The 17,447-nt window shown below is 34.2% G+C and carries 15 protein-coding genes; 7 read left to right on the top strand and 8 right to left on the bottom strand.

What is annotated here, in order from left to right; translation table 11 throughout:
- Nucleotides 1–44: 44 nt before the first annotated feature.
- The 7 genes from groL to miaB form a co-directional block, all read right to left on the bottom strand.
- Nucleotides 45–1,673 carry a chaperonin GroEL gene (gene groL, locus Q1W72_RS11510; protein ID WP_099714464.1) on the bottom strand — a complete coding sequence of 543 codons (1,629 nt, stop codon included), beginning with the start codon at nt 1,671–1,673 and terminating at the stop codon, nt 45–47.
- A gap of 39 nt (nt 1,674–1,712) precedes the next feature.
- Nucleotides 1,713–1,988 (bottom strand): co-chaperone GroES, encoded by a 276-nt coding sequence (gene groES, locus Q1W72_RS11515; protein WP_007137725.1) that lies wholly within the window; start codon nt 1,986–1,988, stop codon nt 1,713–1,715.
- Nucleotides 1,989–2,127: 139 nt separating this feature from the next.
- Nucleotides 2,128–2,472, bottom strand: coding sequence for a preprotein translocase subunit SecG (gene secG / locus Q1W72_RS11520; RefSeq protein ID WP_099714465.1), 345 nt, complete (start codon nt 2,470–2,472; stop codon nt 2,128–2,130).
- Between the two features lie 3 nt (nt 2,473–2,475).
- Nucleotides 2,476–3,327, bottom strand: a complete 852-nt coding sequence (locus Q1W72_RS11525) for a tetratricopeptide repeat protein (protein WP_302135368.1) — start codon at nt 3,325–3,327, stop codon at nt 2,476–2,478.
- Nucleotides 3,328–3,407: 80 nt separating this feature from the next.
- Entirely contained in the window at nt 3,408–3,911 is a 504-nt protein-coding gene (locus Q1W72_RS11530; protein ID WP_302135369.1) for an LptE family protein, read from the bottom strand.
- 100 nt (nt 3,912–4,011) lie between these two features.
- Complete coding sequence (locus Q1W72_RS11535; RefSeq protein ID WP_099714467.1) at nt 4,012–5,268, bottom strand: sigma-54-dependent Fis family transcriptional regulator; 1,257 nt, start codon at nt 5,266–5,268, stop codon at nt 4,012–4,014.
- An 81-nt stretch (nt 5,269–5,349) separates the two neighbouring features.
- Nucleotides 5,350–6,795, bottom strand: coding sequence for a tRNA (N6-isopentenyl adenosine(37)-C2)-methylthiotransferase MiaB (gene miaB / locus Q1W72_RS11540; RefSeq protein WP_302137941.1), 1,446 nt, complete (start codon nt 6,793–6,795; stop codon nt 5,350–5,352).
- A gap of 394 nt (nt 6,796–7,189) precedes the next feature.
- Here miaB and topA point away from each other — a divergent pair, with 394 nt between their 5' ends.
- From topA to Q1W72_RS11575, 7 genes are all read left to right on the top strand, one after another.
- Nucleotides 7,190–9,709, top strand: a complete 2,520-nt coding sequence (gene topA / locus Q1W72_RS11545) for a type I DNA topoisomerase (protein WP_302135371.1) — start codon at nt 7,190–7,192, stop codon at nt 9,707–9,709.
- Nucleotides 9,710–9,781: 72 nt separating this feature from the next.
- Complete coding sequence (locus tag Q1W72_RS11550; protein WP_121342757.1) at nt 9,782–10,933, top strand: formimidoylglutamase; 1,152 nt, start codon at nt 9,782–9,784, stop codon at nt 10,931–10,933.
- A gap of 267 nt (nt 10,934–11,200) precedes the next feature.
- Complete coding sequence (gene gldK, locus Q1W72_RS11555; protein ID WP_282742455.1) at nt 11,201–12,610, top strand: gliding motility lipoprotein GldK; 1,410 nt, start codon at nt 11,201–11,203, stop codon at nt 12,608–12,610.
- Between the two features lie 46 nt (nt 12,611–12,656).
- On the top strand, nt 12,657–13,304 hold the full coding sequence (gene gldL / locus Q1W72_RS11560; protein ID WP_099714471.1) for a gliding motility protein GldL: 648 nt from the start codon (nt 12,657–12,659) through the stop codon (nt 13,302–13,304).
- Nucleotides 13,305–13,349: 45 nt separating this feature from the next.
- The gene (gene gldM, locus Q1W72_RS11565) at nt 13,350–14,897 is read left to right on the top strand and encodes a gliding motility protein GldM (RefSeq protein WP_099714472.1); all 1,548 of its coding nucleotides are present in this window, start codon (nt 13,350–13,352) and stop codon (nt 14,895–14,897) included.
- Between the two features lie 53 nt (nt 14,898–14,950).
- Complete coding sequence (gene gldN, locus Q1W72_RS11570; RefSeq protein WP_099716271.1) at nt 14,951–15,841, top strand: gliding motility protein GldN; 891 nt, start codon at nt 14,951–14,953, stop codon at nt 15,839–15,841.
- A gap of 100 nt (nt 15,842–15,941) precedes the next feature.
- On the top strand, nt 15,942–16,994 hold the full coding sequence (locus Q1W72_RS11575) for an FAD-binding oxidoreductase (RefSeq protein ID WP_302135377.1): 1,053 nt from the start codon (nt 15,942–15,944) through the stop codon (nt 16,992–16,994).
- Between the two features lie 2 nt (nt 16,995–16,996).
- Here the strand turns inward: Q1W72_RS11575 and Q1W72_RS11580 are convergent, their stop codons facing one another.
- Nucleotides 16,997–17,380: a DUF983 domain-containing protein gene (locus Q1W72_RS11580; protein WP_282710653.1), complete on the bottom strand. Its 384-nt coding sequence runs from the start codon at nt 17,378–17,380 to the stop codon at nt 16,997–16,999.
- Nucleotides 17,381–17,447 lie beyond the last annotated feature (67 nt).

A 17,447-nucleotide genomic window follows, 5' to 3' on the forward strand; every position in this document is an offset into this window, starting at 1 on the left:
ATGAGCTTCGGGTTTTATTTTTTTAAGATTTTTCTTAATTTTTATTACATCATTCCTGGCATACCTCCACCCATTGGGTTTCCACCGCCATTATCTTCTCTAATATCAATCAAAGCACATTCAGTAGTCAATATCATTCCGGCAACCGAAGCTGCGTTTTCTAATGCTACACGAGTTACTTTTTTAGGATCAATAATACCTGCTTTAAGCATGTCAACATATTCATCCGTTTTTGCGTTGTATCCAAAATCACCTTTTCCTTCAGCAACTTTTGCAACAACAACTGAACCTTCAAGACCTGCATTTTCAACAATAGTTCTCAAAGGAGACTCTACAGCACGAGATACAATTTGAATTCCTGTTGCTTCATCAGCGTTGTCAGCTTTTAGAGTGCTTAATGCATTTTTAGCTCTCAATAAAGCAACACCACCACCGGCAACAATTCCTTCTTCAACAGCTGCACGAGTTGCGTGAAGTGCGTCATCAACTCTGTCTTTTTTCTCTTTCATTTCTACTTCAGAAGCAGCACCAACATAAAGTACAGCAACACCACCAGCTAATTTAGCCAAACGTTCCTGCAATTTTTCTTTGTCATAATCAGAAGTGGTAGCTTCCATTTGACCTTTGATTTGATTCACACGATTCTTGATAATATCAGCTTCACCAGCACCACTTACAATTGTTGTATTGTCTTTATCGATAGTCACTTTTTTAGCAGTTCCTAACATTTCGATAGTTGTGTTTTCTAAAGTGTATCCTCTTTCTTCTGAGATTACAGTTCCACCAGTTAAGATTGCGATATCTTCCAACATAGCTTTTCTTCTGTCTCCAAAACCAGGTGCTTTTACAGCAGCGATTTTCAAGGCTCCACGTAATTTATTTACTACCAATGTAGATAATGCTTCACCATCAACATCTTCAGCAATAATCAATAATGGTTTTCCAGATTGAGCAACTGGTTCCAAAACTGGTAATAATTCTTTTAAAGAAGAAACTTTTTTGTCATACAAAAGGATGTAAGGATTTTCCAATTCTACTTCCATTTTTTCTGAATTAGTCACAAAATAAGGAGAAAGATATCCTCTGTCAAATTGCATTCCTTCAACAACATCAACATAAGTATCAGTTCCTTTAGCCTCTTCAACAGTGATAACACCTTCTTTTCCAACTTTTGCGAAAGCAGTAGCGATTAACTCACCAATTACTTCGTCATTGTTAGCAGAAATTGAAGCAATTTGTTTGATTTTTTCAGAATCACTTCCTACTACTTTTGCTTGTTTCGCTAAGTCAGCTACAATAGCCTCAACCGCTTTGTCAATACCGCGTTTCAAATCCATTGGATTTGCACCTGCAGCAACGTTTTTCAAACCTTCTTTTACGATAGCTTGTGCCAAAACAGTTGCAGTTGTAGTTCCGTCTCCGGCTAAATCATTAGTTTTTGACGCTACTTCTTTTACCATTTGAGCACCCATGTTTTCCAAGGGATCTTTTAATTCAATTTCTTTTGCAACGGTAACACCATCTTTAGTAACGTTTGGTCCACCAAAAGCTTTTCCAATAATTACATTACGACCTTTTGGTCCTAGCGTTACTTTTACCGCATTTGCCAATGCATCAACACCACGTTTTAAACCGTCACGTGCTTCAATATCAAATTTTATATCTTTTGCCATTTTAATTTTATTTGTTAATTCGTTTATTTGTTAATTCGATTATATTATTGCTAAAATATCGTCTTCACGCATGATCAAATAATCTTTTCCTTCCAGTTTTAATTCAGTACCAGCGTATTTTCCGTAAAGCACAGAATCACCAATTTTTACAGTCATTGTGTGTTCTTTTGTTCCGTTTCCAACAGCAACAACAGTTCCTTTTTGTGGTTTTTCTTTTGCTGTATCTGGAATAAAAATTCCTGAAGCAGTTTTTGTTTCAGCTGCAACGGGTTCGATAAGAACTCTGTCTGAAAGAGGTTTAATGTTTAAAGCCATGATTGTATATTTTTATATTATTTATTTTTATTACGGTTATGGAGATTTCAGAAATTGTGCCATCCTAATGAAACTGACATAATTTCTTATAAAAAATGCCAGCTTTGACAGGCTGGCATTTAGAATATGTTGTAATAATTTATTCTGCTGGATTTGTTGCAGCAGGAGTGTTTTGAGCAGGAGCTGCTGGCGTGTTTGTAGCTGGCGCTGCACTTCCTGTGTTTTCGATGATTTTAGAATCAGTATCACTTAATGTTCCTGTAAAGCTTAAGCTAGAAAGTAGTATAAGTGCAATTAGTATAGTTGCTAATGTCCAAGTGCTTTTGTCTAAAAAATCAGTTGTTTTTTGTACTCCACCTAACATTTGAGAACCACCTATTGTAGATGATAATCCTCCACCTTTAGGGTTTTGAACCATGATAACTACGATTAATAGAAAACAAACTATAGTTATTAAAACTAAAAAAATTGAAAATGTGCTCATTGTTTAATTATTATTATGTTGTAAAATCTTAATATCCGATATGCGGTCTGCAAAGAAACTACTTTTTTCTGGATATTTCAAAATTAATATTTCATAAGCTTGAATCGCTTTTTGATATTTTTTTTGTTCTAAATATACTCTGGCCAAAGTCTCTGTCATCAAGAAAGAATTGTCGGCTGCATTTAAGTCAAAAGTAACGGTCGAAGCAACTCCATGTTTTACCGGAGAAATCTTTGGACTGGCTTCAATAAACTTATCGATTAATTCTAATTTCTTTCTTTTATCTTCATCTATTACAGGAAGTGGTAAATTAATAGCACTTTCTTTCTCTCTTTCGATAGGTTCAGTGCGGGAAAGTTGAAGCCATTCTTGAAAGGAATGTTGCTCATTTTTAGAAAAATCTAAAGGTTTTCCAATTGCCAGTTTCTCTTCGGTAGTTTTTGAAGCATCATCAACATCGACAGCAGAAGCTTCTTTTATTGATGTGAGTATGGATCTTTCTAAAGAATTTATTTTAGATTCCGTTTTTTCTTCAGTAACAATTGTTTCACTGTCGACTACATTTATATCAAGAATTTCTAGTGCTTTTTTATCGTAAAGACCTTTTTGAATCGAAGTGAACGTATCCGAAGTAATGAAGTCAAATAAAATAGATCGGTCAGTTGAATGTGCTGCAGTAACTTTTAAAGCAGTATTGTATTTAAAGCTATTTTGATTGTAAAGCCCTTTTAATTGAATCGCTCTGGCACTTTGAAAATAAGGAAACTCAATGAGTACTTTTTCCAAAGCTTCCGTTTGCTTCTCATGGATAGCATCAGGTTTATTAATCAAATAAGTATAATCGGTTACGTTCATAAAGGGTATTCGTTTATTTGGTTATTCGTTTGTTTGTTCCTCGGTTAACCGAATCAACAAATTATCGAATTTAAACCCATTTACCATTTTGCAAGTGACTCATTAAAGATGTCTTGTGTAATTCTTTCAAAAATTTCCTTTAAAGCACTGTTCAAAGTTGCTCCTGTCAATTGTTGTTCCGCAGGATAATCGTAGAAAAAAGTGAATGGTTTTTCAAAATCATCTGTTTCTTTTTTCTTATTAGTAAAACGAACATTCACTCGAATGGTTAATCGGTTCTGAGCTGCTCGCTGATCTGCAGTAGCAGTCATTGGACTTATTCTGTAATCTACAATTTCTCCTTCGTAAGTCAAATCAGCACTACTTTTGACCAAGTTTAAATTGGTTTGATTCTGGATTAAATCTTGAAGTTCTAATGTAAATGTTCTGTCAATACCAGGTTCAATTAATTCAGCGTTATTCTGAAAAAAGCCAACTTGAAATGTTTCGGCATCAATTTTACCAGTTCCGGTAAAGTTATAAACCGAGCAATTGTTGATGCTTACTATAATTATTGAAAGAAGAATAAGTTTTATATATTTCATTTTCTATTTTAAAATTTGCTTCGCCGGTTTGCTAACGCTCGGGTCAAAGATATTCTTTTTGAATTAAATCATTTGTGTCTTAGTGCTTTTGTGGTAAAAACTACAAGTCAAATTGTTTGATTTTTCTATATAAAGTCCTTTCAGAAATGCCTAATTCGTCTGCGGCAGCTTTTCGTTTTCCTTTGTTTTTTTCTAATGATTTTTTAATCATTTCGATTTCTTTTTGCTCCAAACGCAACGTTTCCTCTTCTTCGATTGTTTCTGCAAAAAGATAATTATCATCATGTTCCTGATACAGCTCTTCATTGTTTTGAGTAGTGATTAACGCTGATCTTGGTTCTTCTTCAAAATCTATTTCACTGTCATTTTCTTTCGAACCATATATTTTTTTTATCAAATGCTGATTGGTTTCCTGAACTTTAGACACACCGTTCTGAATCAATTCCAAAGTTAATTTTTTCAAATCGTTCAAATCACTTTTCATATCAAAAAGTACTTTGTACAAAATTTCTCTTTCGGTACTAAAATCACTTTCGCTTTTCTTATCCTTTATCACAGATGGTAAATTGTTTCCCAGAACTGGCAGATATGATTGTAAAGTCACGGCTGAGATATCACGATTCGTTTCCAAAACAGAGATTTGTTCGGCTACATTTCGCAATTGACGAATATTACCGCTCCAACGAAACTTCTGCAATAATTGGATAGCGTTTTCGTCCAGTTTTAAAGGTGGCATTTTATATTTATGGGCAAAGTCAGCAACGAATTTCCTGAATAACAAATGGATGTCATCTTTTCGATCGCGTAAAGGTGGCAAAGTAATATCCACCGTACTTAGACGATAATATAAATCCTCACGGAATTTCCCTTTTTCGATAGCATCAAATAAATTGACATTGGTAGCGGCTACAATTCGTACATCAGTTTTTTGAACCTGAGAAGAACCTACTTTTATAAATTCGCCATTTTCAAGAACACGTAACAAACGCACTTGAGTAGTTAAAGGCAGTTCACCTACTTCGTCTAGGAAAATAGTTCCGCCGTCAGCTACTTCAAAATAACCTTCACGTGTATTGGTTGCGCCGGTAAAAGCGCCTTTTTCATGTCCGAAAAGTTCACTGTCAATCGTTCCTTCAGGAATGGCTCCACAGTTTACGGCAATGTATTTTCCGTGTTTTCTGTGCGAAAGCGAATGAATAATTCTAGGAATATTCTCTTTTCCCACACCGCTTTCTCCCGCTACTAAAACGGTAATATCAGTTGGAGCTACCTGAATGGCTTTTTCTATCGCACGGTTGAGCTTCGGGTCATTCCCGATAATCTCAAATCGTTGTTTTATAGCTTGAACTGATTCCATATTTTATTTTTGTTTAAAGTTCTATTTGTTTAAAGTTTCAAGTTATTGAGACAACTTTAAACCTTAAATTTTAAACTTTTCTTAATTCATCTCACTCAAACCAACTGCTTCTCCTTTCAAAGTTCCGCTGGTACAAGAAATAATTCTCACATTTACAAAATCCCCAATCTTGTAATTTTCCTTTGGGAAAACCACCGTAATACTTTGCGAATTTCTTCCAGAAAATTCTTCGGTCGATTTTTTTGAAACTTTCTCAACCAAAACTTCTACCGTTTGTCCAATGAATTCCTCAGAGCGGAACCAAGCGTGTTTTTGTTGTAAATCGACAATTTCCTGCAATCTTTTTGCTTTGGTTTCTTCGGCAACGTCATCTTCCATTTTTCTTCCTGCCAAAGTTCCCGGACGTTCAGAATACGAATACATATAACCAAAATTATACTTCACATATTCCATCAAACTCAAAGTGTCTTGATGATCTTCTTCGGTTTCTGTAGGGAAACCAGCAATCATATCCTGTGAAATCGAACTGTTTGGAATAATAGTTCTGATTTTGTCAATCAAAGTCATGTACTCTTCACGCGTGTGCAAACGGTTCATTTCTTTCAAAATTCTATTGCTTCCGGACTGAACCGGCAAGTGAATGTGTTTGCAAATATTAGGATGTTTTGCAATAACGTGCAAAACACTTTCGTGCATATCTTGTGGATTAGAGGTCGAAAATCGGATTCTCATTTTAGGGAAACCTACAGCTACCATTTCCAGTAATTGGTCAAAATCAACTGCCGTAGCTTTTTGCATTTCGGTAGCATTTTCAAAATCTTTCTTCAATCCGCCACCATACCAAAGGAAACTATCTACGTTTTGTCCCAAAAGTGTAATTTCTTTAAACCCTTTGTCCCACAAATCTTGAATTTCCTTCATGATACTTTGAGGCTCACGACTGCGCTCACGTCCACGGGTAAACGGCACCACGCAAAACGTACACATATTATCACAACCACGAGTAATTGAAACCAAAGCGGTAATTCCGTTGCTCATCAATCGAACCGGCGAAATATCACCATAGGTTTCGTCTTTCGACAAAATCACGTTAATCGCATCACGACCTTCTTCTACTTCCAGTAAAAGGTTTGGTAAATCTTTATAGGCATCAGGACCCACAACAAGATCAACGATTTTTTCTTCTTCAAGGAATTGACTTTTCAATCGTTCCGCCATACAGCCTAAAACGCCCACTTTCATTTTTGGATTAATACGTTTTACAGCATTATATTTTTCCAAACGTTTGCGAATAGTTTGCTCCGCTTTGTCCCGAATAGAACAAGTATTGACCAAAACTAAATCGGCTTCTTCCAGAACTTGCGTTGTATTGTATCCGTTTCCGGATAGAATAGAAGCTACAATTTCACTGTCCGAAAAATTCATCGCACAACCGTAACTTTCTATAAATAGTTTTTTTGTATTCTCAGGTTTATTCTCCAGAACAAGACTTTCGCCTTGCTTACTTTCTTCAATAATCTTTTCCATCATGTATTTTCAAAGCACAAAGATAACGCAATTCAAATAAATATGACAAGATGTCAGATTAAGAATTAACACTATTTTAAGGCATTTTTTCTGGGGAGGTATTTACTTCGTCAGTTCGCTTTGCTCGTGTCACGCTTTCCGTTACAATCCCGACCCTTCGGGACTCACAAAAAGAGTAAAGTTTCCAAAGTACTAAAAAGAGCTTCTATTGGTCGCTTTTTTAGAACAGGAAACTTTTACTTTTTTGCTCCGGGCTTTTCACTATAATCGAGGCTAAAAAACAGTCGAGTATGGCAATAACTTACCTATTAATGATTGTGAAATAATTCAAAAATAAAATCTAAAGCCCAATATTTAAAAAAATTAGATACTTTTGTCCCAGAAAAATAGAGCAATGGCAAAGAATTTAGTTATAGTTGAGTCCCCTGCAAAGGCAAAAACAATCGAGAAATTTCTAGGAAGTGATTTTCAAGTAGAGTCCAGTTATGGGCATATTGCTGACTTACCTTCCAAAGAAATTGGTGTAGATGTAGAAAATGGTTTTAAACCCAAATACGAAGTTTCTGCCGATAAAAAAGCATTGGTCACCAAATTAAAAGGATTAGCAAAAAAAGCTGAAATGGTTTGGTTAGCAAGTGATGAGGATCGCGAGGGTGAAGCTATTTCTTGGCATCTTGCCGAAGAATTAAAATTAGACAAAACCAAAACCAAGCGTATTGTTTTTCACGAAATTACTAAAACTGCGATTCTAAAAGCAATTGATAATCCACGAGAAATCGATTATAATTTAGTCAATGCACAACAAGCGCGTCGTGTTTTGGACAGATTGGTTGGTTATGAATTGTCGCCTGTACTTTGGAGAAAAATTAAAGGAGGACTTTCTGCGGGTCGTGTACAATCAGTGTCTGTTCGTTTGATTGTAGAGCGTGAAAGAGAAATTCAGAATTTTAAAGCCATTGCAACATATTCTGTTGTGGCTGAATTTACTAACGAATCTGGAAAAACATTCAAAGCCAAACTGCCTAAAAATTTCAATACTAAAAAAGAAGCCGAAGATTTTTTAAATAAAAACATAGGTTCTACATATAAGGTAGCCGATTTAGAAACTAAACCTACCAAAAAATCACCAACTGGTCCATTTACCACTTCGACTTTGCAACAAGAAGCCGCTCGTAAATTGTATTTGCCTGTTGGAATTACCATGCAACTCGCACAGCGTTTGTACGAAGCCGGACTTATCACTTATATGAGAACGGATAGTGTGAACTTATCTAAAGATGCAATGGAAGCTGCTGAAGCGGAAATCATCAAATCCTACGGAAAAGAATTTTCTAAACCTCGAACTTTTGTCAATAAAAGCAAAGGAGCACAGGAAGCGCATGAGGCGATTCGTCCTACGGATATGTCAAGACATACGGTAGACATAGACAGAGATCAAGCGCGTTTGTATGATTTGATTTGGAAAAGAACATTGGCTTCGCAAATGAGTGATGCCCAATTAGAACGTACTAACGTGAAAATTGAAGCAAATAATCACGGTGAAATATTCACGGCATCTGGAGAAGTTTTGCTTTTTGAAGGTTTCTTGAAAGTATACTTAGAAGGTCATGATGACGATGAAGAGGAACAAGAAGGAATGTTGCCTGCGATGAAAGTCAGCGAAAAATTACAAAACAATTATATCTCAGCAACCGAAAGATATTCTAGACCACCAGCAAGATATACGGAAGCTTCTTTGGTAAAAAAATTAGAGGAATTAGGAATTGGTTGTCCTTCTACTTATGCGCCAACAATTTCTACTATTATCAACAGAAATTATGTAGAGAAAGGAAATCTTGACGGTCAAGAACGTAATTATACGCAATTGACTTTACAATCCGGGAAAGTAGGAGAGAAGTTACTGAAGGAAAATACAGGTTCTGATAAAGGGAAATTAGTTCCTACAGATATTGGAACTATTGTTACAGATTTCTTGGTTAAGAATTTTGGAAACATTCTAGATTATAATTTCACTGCAAAAGTGGAACAGGATTTTGATGAAATTGCAGAAGGAAATATCGTTTGGACAAAAATGATGCAAGAGTTCTACGATAAATTTCACCCAACTGTGAAAGATGTAGAAGCGAATGCAGATAGAGAAAGCGGTGAAAGAATTCTGGGAACTGATCCAAAAACAGGGAAACCAGTTTCGGTGCGTTTAGGGAAATTTGGACCAATGGCACAAATTGGAGCTGCTGATGATGAAGAGAAAAAATTTGCCAGCTTAATGGCAGATCAAAATATTGGAAACATCACTTTAGAGGAAACTTTGAATTTATTCTTGTTGCCAAAAAATCTTGGAGAATATAAAGGAGAAGAAGTTGAGGTGAGTAATGGTCGTTATGGTCCATATATTCGTCACGGAGCCGCTTTTGTTTCGTTGCCAAAAGGAGAAAATCCATTAGATGTAGATTTTGAAAGAGCCCAGGAATTAATTGATGAAAAAGCCGCCGCCGATGCGCCAATAGCAGTTTATAAAGGGGAAGGTGTGCAGAAAGGTGTGGGTCGTTTTGGTCCTTTTATCAAATGGAACGGTTTGTTTATTAATGTGAGTAAAAAGTATAACTTTGATAATCTTTCTCAATCAGATATTGAAGCCTTGATTGAAGATAAATTGCAAAAGAATATTGATAAGGTTTTGCATAATTGGGAAGAAGAAGGAATTTTAGTTGAAAAAGCCCGTTGGGGACGTTCGGTAATTACTAAAGGTAAAATCAAAATTGAATTAAGTAAAGATGTTGATGCCACTAAATTGACATTAGCCGAAGTTCAGGAAATGATTGCCAAGAAAACACCAGCAAAAAAAGCACCGGCAAAGAAAGCAACAGCGACAAAAAAACCAGCAGCTAAGAAAGCAGCTGTTAAGAAAAAATAAATATAAACACATTCCATTCTTACCTTCCTTCTCCTATGAAGAGGGTTGTGGAGAGGAAAAAAAAGAAATAAAATGGAATTTGATTTTCTGAAACCCGTAGATGATGAAATCCTTGCTTATATAAACGGATTGACTTCTCAGCAATTGGGAAGTAAAATTGTGCTGCATACAGAAAAACAGTTTCCGGATTTAAATAAGATTAAAATTGCTGTAATAGGCGTTTTAGAAAATCGAGGAGATAAAAAAGCTGTTTCGGATGTAGATTTAATACCACTTAGAAAAGAGCTTTACGGATTGTTTCCAGGAAATTGGGATGCTTCTATTGCTGATTTAGGTGATATTCTGGCAGGAAATTCTGCCGAAGACACTTATTTTGCCTTAAAAAAAGTGGTTGCAAGTTTAATCAAGAAAAAAATAACTCCCATAGTTATTGGCGGTTCCCAAGATTTGACGTACGCACTCTACAGGGCTTATGATGATTTGGAACAAATGGTCAACCTAGTTTCCATTGATAATAAATTTGATTTTGGTAAGGATGAAGAGGAAGTTTCGTCTTCGTCTTATTTGACAAAAATAATTGTAGACGAGCCTAATAATCTTTTCAATTATTGTAATATTGGGTATCAAACGTATTTTAATTCGCAGGAAGAAATAGATTTGATAGAAAAACTGTTTTTTGATGCCTATAGATTAGGGGAAGTTTCTAATAATATTTCTATTTCGGAGCCTGTTTTTAGAGATGCTGATTTAGTAAGTATTGATTTGAATTCGGTTAAATCATCTGATTCTGGAAATTTTATTTCGTTTGCACCAAATGGTTTTAATGGAAAAGAAATTTGTTCTTTGTCACGATATGCGGGAATAAGTGATAAAGTATCATCATTTGGAATATTCAATCATAATAATTCGGCACAAGAATCGGTCATCATTGCACAGATAATTTGGTATTTCATAGAAGGGTTTCATTATCGTTCTAATGAGTATCCTTTTGGAAGTAAAGAGAATTATTTAAAATACATTGTTCCATTAGAAGAAGAGGAACTTGTTTTTTATAAAAGTGATAAAACGGATCGATGGTGGATAGAAATTCCATTTATTTCAAATGTTAATAATAAACTAAAAAGAAATACGTTATTACCATGTTCCTATGAAGAATATTTATTGGCATGCAACCAAGAATTGCCTGAAAGATGGTGGAAAGCACAACGAAAGAATATTTTGTAATCATTATTTTACATTTACAATTCTGTCCTTGAAAATTGTTTAAAAATTAATGGATTTTATAAGCTTAACATTATAAAACAGATAAAAAAATCGATTTTTGTGCATTTTATCGATTATTTTAGCATTTTATCGACAAAATATTTTTTTTGTATTTTATTTAACATTATTTTTGAGCTCAAATTAATTTCATAACAAAAATATTGTTTTATTAATAAATAATAAATAGGTTTACACACTTAAAAATAATGAATAGATAACCAAATTTATATGAAGAAGTTCATTGCATATACGTCAATTTTGGCCCTTTTAATCGGCTGTGGTAAATCAAGCGATAAAGGAGAATTAGTTGGTATTAATGGAGGTAAATGGCATCCTGAAAAGCCTTATGGAATGGCTTTAATTCCCGGTGGTGCTTTTATTATGGGTAAATCAGATGGTGATTTAGCTAATGTGGAAGATGCTCCTACAAAAACTGTTACTGTTCGTTCATTTTATATGGATGAAACGGAAATTACCAATAGTGAATACCGTCAATTTGTAGAATGGGTAAAAGATTCTACTATGAGAGTTAGATTAGCTATTCTTGCTGATGAAAGTGGTCAGACTGCTGGTGCGGGAGATGCTAAAGGTAAAGGTAAAAATGCCGGAAGTATTGGTGATTTTGCTTTTAATGATTCAGATCCTGAAAAGATGACAGCTTATGATAAATACATGTATGATAATTATTATAGTGTAGGTACTGCTGATGATCCTTATGCAGGAAGAAAGCTTAACAAAAAAGTGAAACTAATCAAAGATACTAAGTTGTATCCGGATGCATATTACGCCGAAGTAATGGATTCAATGTATTTGCCAATAGAGGCTTCATACAATGGATTAAGAACTATCGATGTAAATAAATTAAAATTCCGTTATTCTTGGATGGACATTCAAGCAGCTGCAAAAGCTAAAGTAGGAAATAGAAAAAACTTCATCAGAACAGAAGAAGTAAAAGTATATCCTGACACAACGGTTTGGATTAAAGATTATGCTTATTCTTATAATGAGCCAATGCACAATGATTATTTCTGGCATAAAGCTTACGGGGATTATCCAGTCGTAGGGGTTAAATGGACTCAGGCAAAAGCTTTTTGTGCTTGGAGAACTTTAAATAAAAACACCTACATAAAATCTAAAAAGAAAGGTCACGATTTAATAAACTCTTTCAGATTGCCAACAGAAGCAGAATGGGAATATTCAGCAAGAGGTGGTTTAGAATCAGCTACTTATCCTTGGGGTGGTCCTTACACTAAAAATGACAGAGGTTGTTTCTTGGCGAATTTCAAACCTAACAGAGGTGATTATGCGGCTGATGAAGCTTTGTATACTGTAGAAGCAAAATCATATGAGCCAAATGGTTATAATCTTTATAATATGGCTGGAAACGTTTCTGAGTGGACGGATTCATCTTATGATCCAAATGCTTACGAATATGTTTCTTCAATGAACCCGAATGTTCAGGATTATAAAAATCAAAGGAAAGTGGTTCGTGGTGGTTCATGGAAAGATGTTGCTTACTTCCTTCAAGTGAGTACTCGTGATCATGAATATGCAGATTCTGCAAGAAGTTATATCGGTTTTAGAACAGTTCAAGATTACATGGGACTTCAAACCACCGGTAACGGGAAAAAGAAATAAATAAAAGAAACCAAATCTATATCTATTAAATTAAAAAAAAACTATTATGGCATTACTAAGTAAAAAACAAATGAATTTCGCATACGGTATGGGAGCTGCGGTTGTAATTATTGGAGCATTATTCAAAATTACACACATTGAATTTGGATTTATAACAGGGAATTTAATGCTTACAATAGGTCTTGTTGTTGAAGCTTTAATCTTTGCTCTTTCTGCTTTTGAACCAGTTGATGATGAATTGGATTGGACATTAGTTTATCCTGAATTAGCAAATGGAGTAAAAGGTGAATCTAAGAAAAAAGTTGAAGCTCCTGCTGATACTCAAGGATTATTATCTCAAAAATTGGATGCGATGTTGAAAGACGCTAAAATTGATGGAGAATTAATGGCAAGCTTAGGGAATAGTATCAAAAATTTTGAATCAGCTGCTAAAGGAATTGCTCCAACAGTAGATTCTATTTCTGCAACTAAAAAATACAGTGAAGAATTATCTATGGCTGCGGCACAGATGGAATCTTTAAACAGCTTATACAAAGTACAATTAGAAAGTGCTTCAAGAAATGCTGAAGCAAATAAAGAAATTGCTGAAAATGCAGGAAAATTAAAAGAACAAATGCAATCTATGACTGCAAATATTGCTTCATTGAACAATGTTTATGGTGGAATGCTTTCTGCAATGGGTAATAAAGGATAATTAGTTTCAAACTATAAAAAAACAACAAACTAATTAGTAGAAAATATGGCAGGAGGAAAACTAACCCCTAGACAGAAGATGATTAACCTAATGTACTTGGTTTTTATCGCGATGTTAGCATTAAATATGTCCAAAGAGGTATTATCAGCTTTTGGGATTTTAAATAATAAAATAGTAGAGTCTAACTCTATAACTGATACTAGAAATGAAAGTTCATTTCAACAATTAGCTCAAAAAGCAGTGGATCAACCAGGTCAATTTGGTGATAAAAAAGCTAAAGTTGAAAAAATTAGAGCTTTGTCTAAAGAGTTTAACGACTACATAGAAAATATCAAAACAAAGGTGACTACGAAATTTGAAAGAGATGCCGAAGGAAATTTGCCATACGAGCAAATGGATAAAGGAGATTTAATTGACAGAATGTTCTTTACTGGAGATAGAGTTTCTAAACAAGGTAAAGAGTTCTTAGATAAAATCAATAATTTCTCAACTCAAATAAAAGCAATTGGTGGAAGTTCAATTGCTGAATCTGAAATGAAAAAGATTGAAGCTAGATTTGCTACAAAACCAGTTTATTCTGAAAAAGCAGGTGCTAAATTAGATTGGATTGATTACAACTATAAAGGATATCCACTTATTGCTACAATTACTAAATTGTCTCAATTGCAAGCAGATATCAAAACAACTGAAAGCGATGTAATGACAGGAATGTTTCAGTCCGACTTAGTTGCTGCAGCATCACTTACGGCTTACCAACCTATTGTAGTTCTTGATAAATCGGTTTTCTTTCAAGGAGAAGCGGTAACAGGAAAAATTATTTTAGGTAAATTTGATCCATCATTAAAAGCAAAATCTGTTATTGTTAATGGATCTAGTGTACAAGCGCAAGCGGGTCAAGCTAAATTCTCTTTTGGAGCTGGTAATATTGGAGAACATGCTATTGGCGGTTCATTTAATTTTGATGAGAATGGGAAAGTAGTTAGCTTACCTATTAAAGATAAATATGTTGTTGTTGCGAGACCAAAATCGGCTACTATTTCTGCTGATAAAATGAATGTAGTTTACAGAGGTGTTGTAAATCCAATGACTATTTCTTTTGCAGGAGTTTCTGCTGATAAAGTTTCTGCTAGCGCTCCAGGATTAAGTTCTGCAGGTGGTGGTAAATACAATATGAGTCCAGGTTCAGGTTCTGAAGTGGTTATTAATGTAACAGGTGCACTTCCTGACGGTTCTAAAGTTTCTGACAAGAAAACCTTTAGAATAAAAGGTATTCCTGGTCCAACAGGAACTATTAGAGGAGAAATGGGTGTCGTAAAAGGACCTAAATCAAATTTACAAATTGCTACAATTGGAGCTAAATTAGTTGATTTCGACTTTGAAGTTGGATTAAACGTAATTGGATTTAATTTAAAAGTAACAGGTCAGCCTACTGTAGTTGTTACAGGAAATAAATTGAATGCACAGTGTAATGCTGTACTTTCAAAAGCAGTTAGAGGAGATCAAGTTACTATTTCTGAAATAAAAACAAAACTTGTAGGTGCAGGTAGCTATTTATTGCCAAGAACTGCTCCAGTAATTTTTGAAATACAATAAATAATAAGTAAGTTTATATTTGACCTACTTCAATATCTTATTATGATACCATGATGAATGTAAGAAATTTTTTAATCGCTATTGTCTCTATTACGGGAAGTTTCGCCTCTTTTGGACAGTCTAATTTGCTTAATGCAAAAACTCCTGACCAAATAGGACTTAAAACTGCGGCACAACTCATTTCAGATAATGATAAACCATTAGTCTATGGTTATGTGCATGATAGAGATGTTTTAATGGGTAAGACTACATGGGAAATTATTGACTTAAGTGAAAAAATTAATTTTGCTTTGTATTTTCCTATTGATACTTCAAATATTGGTTCTGATAGAAGGTCTTTGTATGATGTGCTTACAAAAGCTTTGAAAAACGGTAAAATTACTGAGGTGTATACTGATAGTTATTTTAATACCAAAAAATCAATGCAAGATATTCAAACTTCATTAACTCGTATAGATACTACTGACGCAGGTAGAGAACAAATTAATGCTGGAAACCAAATATCGGATGAGTATATTTTAAGACAAGACTTAGCTGCTCAGGATGTAACCCAATATAAAATTAAAGGATACTGGTATTTTGACAAACGTCAGAGTGAATTGAAGTATCGTTTATTGGGAATTTGTCCTGTAACTCCTGATGTTTATACGATGAACAGTGATGAAAAGGATTATATCGAATTGTTCTGGGTATTCTTCCCGGCTGCAAGAGATGTTTTGCATGAAGCAAAAGCGTTCAATGATAAAAATTCAGCGATGCCAGTTTCATTTGATCAAATATTAAACTCGAGGCGTTTTAATAGTGTCATTTACAAAGAAGAAAATGTATACGGCGATAGAACTATTGAAGAATACATGAAAGATAACGCGCAAAATCAATTATTAGAATCGGAAAGAGTAAAAGAAAAAATTCGCAATTTCGAACAAGATATGTGGAATTATTAATACCGGTTTTAAAATATATTAAAAAACTCTTACTGTAATGGTAAGAGTTTTTTTGTTTTAATGTGTTTACTTTGCACTTATTTAAAAGGTATAATTTCAAATGATTGATTATTTAATTATAGGTTCTGGTTTAGCAGGTATTTCATTCGCAGAGATTGGTTTGTGGAATAATAAATCTATTTTGGTTTTGGATAATAATTCTCAAAATTCATCTAAAATTGCTGGAGGTTTGTATAATCCTGTTATTTTAAAACGTTTTAGCGAGGTGTGGCAGGCTCAAGAGCAATTAGTTTTAATGAATGAATTTTATACTCTTTTAGAAAAAAAACTAAATTGTAAGGTTGATTTCAAAAGCCCTATTTTAAGAAAATTCTTTTCCGTTGAAGAACAGAATAATTGGTTTGCAGCTTCGGATAAAGTTACGCTTGCTCCTTTTTTGTCAACAGAGTTGATTTCTAAAAAGTACATAGGAATTGATTCTCCTTATGGTTATGGCGAAGTTTTACAAACGGGCTATGTAGACACCGCTTTGCTTTTAAATAAATACAGAGAGCATCTGAAGCATAACAATTTGTTTCAAGAAGAATCTTTTGATTATGATGCTTTAATAATTAATTCTGACGGTATTCAATATAAAAATATTCACGCCAAGCATATCATTTTTGCGGAAGGTTTTGGAATGCATGCTAATCCTTATTTTAATCAGTTGCCTTTAGACGGAACCAAAGGAGAGCTTTTTATTATTAAAGCACCTGAGTTAGATTTAGATGTAATTGTGAATACGAGTGTGTTTATTTTGCCACTTGGGAATGATTTATTCAAAGTTGGCGCAACGTATAATTGGAAAGATAAAACGGATTTGCCTACTGAGGAAGGAAAAACAGAATTAGTAGATAGAATAAAGGAAATTATTACGTGTGATTTTGAAATTGTCGAGCATTTTGCTGGCGTTCGACCAACGGTGAAGGACAGAAGACCATTAGTGGGAACGCATAGAAATTATGAATCCATACATATTTTAAATGGTTTGGGAACCAGAGGAGTTATGCTGGGACCGGCAATGGCAAAAGCATTATTTGAAAATATAGAACATCAAGTTCCACTAAATAAGGAAATTGACATTAAAAGATTTTTACCTAAAGGACAGCGGTAATATTATTTTCGGTTCGTTTTTGGATCATACGAAACAAACATATTGATGTATATGTTTCTGGACCAACGCAAGACAAATGGGAATAAGACAATAAGTGATGCAATTATAGCAATAAAAGCCACTTTTAGGCTGGAGCCAAAGATTACAAATGAGATTAAAAAAGCTGCTATTCCAACAGCGACATTTAATCCATAGCTGACATACATTGCACCATAAAAAAAGGAAGGTTCAATTTGATATTTTAAACCACAATGGCTGCAATTTTCGTGCATTTTCAAGATTTTATTGAAATGTAACGGATTTTTGTCCAAATACATACTCTCATTCTGACATTTAGGACAAGTTCCTGTTAAAATGCTATATAATTTGGATCCTTTTTTTAACATTTGCAAAAAATTTAATTTTTCCTTTCTTAGAGTTACAAATTTACACATTCGAAAAGGAATAAAATAA

The sequence above is a fragment of the Flavobacterium sp. ZE23DGlu08 genome, assembly GCF_030505335.1.
Lineage (GTDB): Bacteria > Bacteroidota > Bacteroidia > Flavobacteriales > Flavobacteriaceae > Flavobacterium > Flavobacterium algoritolerans.

Coding starts and splice junctions, on each gene's coding strand:
- groES (WP_007137725.1), bottom strand. CDS start 1,988: ATGGCTTTAAACATTAAACCTCTTTCAGACAGAGTTCTTATCGAACCC.
- secG (WP_099714465.1), bottom strand. CDS start 2,472: ATGAGCACATTTTCAATTTTTTTAGTTTTAATAACTATAGTTTGTTTT.
- gldN (WP_099716271.1), top strand. CDS start 14,951: ATGAATGTAAGAAATTTTTTAATCGCTATTGTCTCTATTACGGGAAGT.
- Q1W72_RS11550 (WP_121342757.1), top strand. CDS start 9,782: ATGGAATTTGATTTTCTGAAACCCGTAGATGATGAAATCCTTGCTTAT.
- gldL (WP_099714471.1), top strand. CDS start 12,657: ATGGCATTACTAAGTAAAAAACAAATGAATTTCGCATACGGTATGGGA.
- Q1W72_RS11530 (WP_302135369.1), bottom strand. CDS start 3,911: ATGAAATATATAAAACTTATTCTTCTTTCAATAATTATAGTAAGCATC.
- topA (WP_302135371.1), top strand. CDS start 7,190: ATGGCAAAGAATTTAGTTATAGTTGAGTCCCCTGCAAAGGCAAAAACA.
- gldK (WP_282742455.1), top strand. CDS start 11,201: ATGAAGAAGTTCATTGCATATACGTCAATTTTGGCCCTTTTAATCGGC.
- Q1W72_RS11525 (WP_302135368.1), bottom strand. CDS start 3,327: ATGAACGTAACCGATTATACTTATTTGATTAATAAACCTGATGCTATC.
- groL (WP_099714464.1), bottom strand. CDS start 1,673: ATGGCAAAAGATATAAAATTTGATATTGAAGCACGTGACGGTTTAAAA.
- Q1W72_RS11575 (WP_302135377.1), top strand. CDS start 15,942: ATGATTGATTATTTAATTATAGGTTCTGGTTTAGCAGGTATTTCATTC.
- miaB (WP_302137941.1), bottom strand. CDS start 6,795: ATGGAAAAGATTATTGAAGAAAGTAAGCAAGGCGAAAGTCTTGTTCTG.
- Q1W72_RS11535 (WP_099714467.1), bottom strand. CDS start 5,268: ATGGAATCAGTTCAAGCTATAAAACAACGATTTGAGATTATCGGGAAT.
- gldM (WP_099714472.1), top strand. CDS start 13,350: ATGGCAGGAGGAAAACTAACCCCTAGACAGAAGATGATTAACCTAATG.
- Q1W72_RS11580 (WP_282710653.1), bottom strand. CDS start 17,380: ATGTTAAAAAAAGGATCCAAATTATATAGCATTTTAACAGGAACTTGT.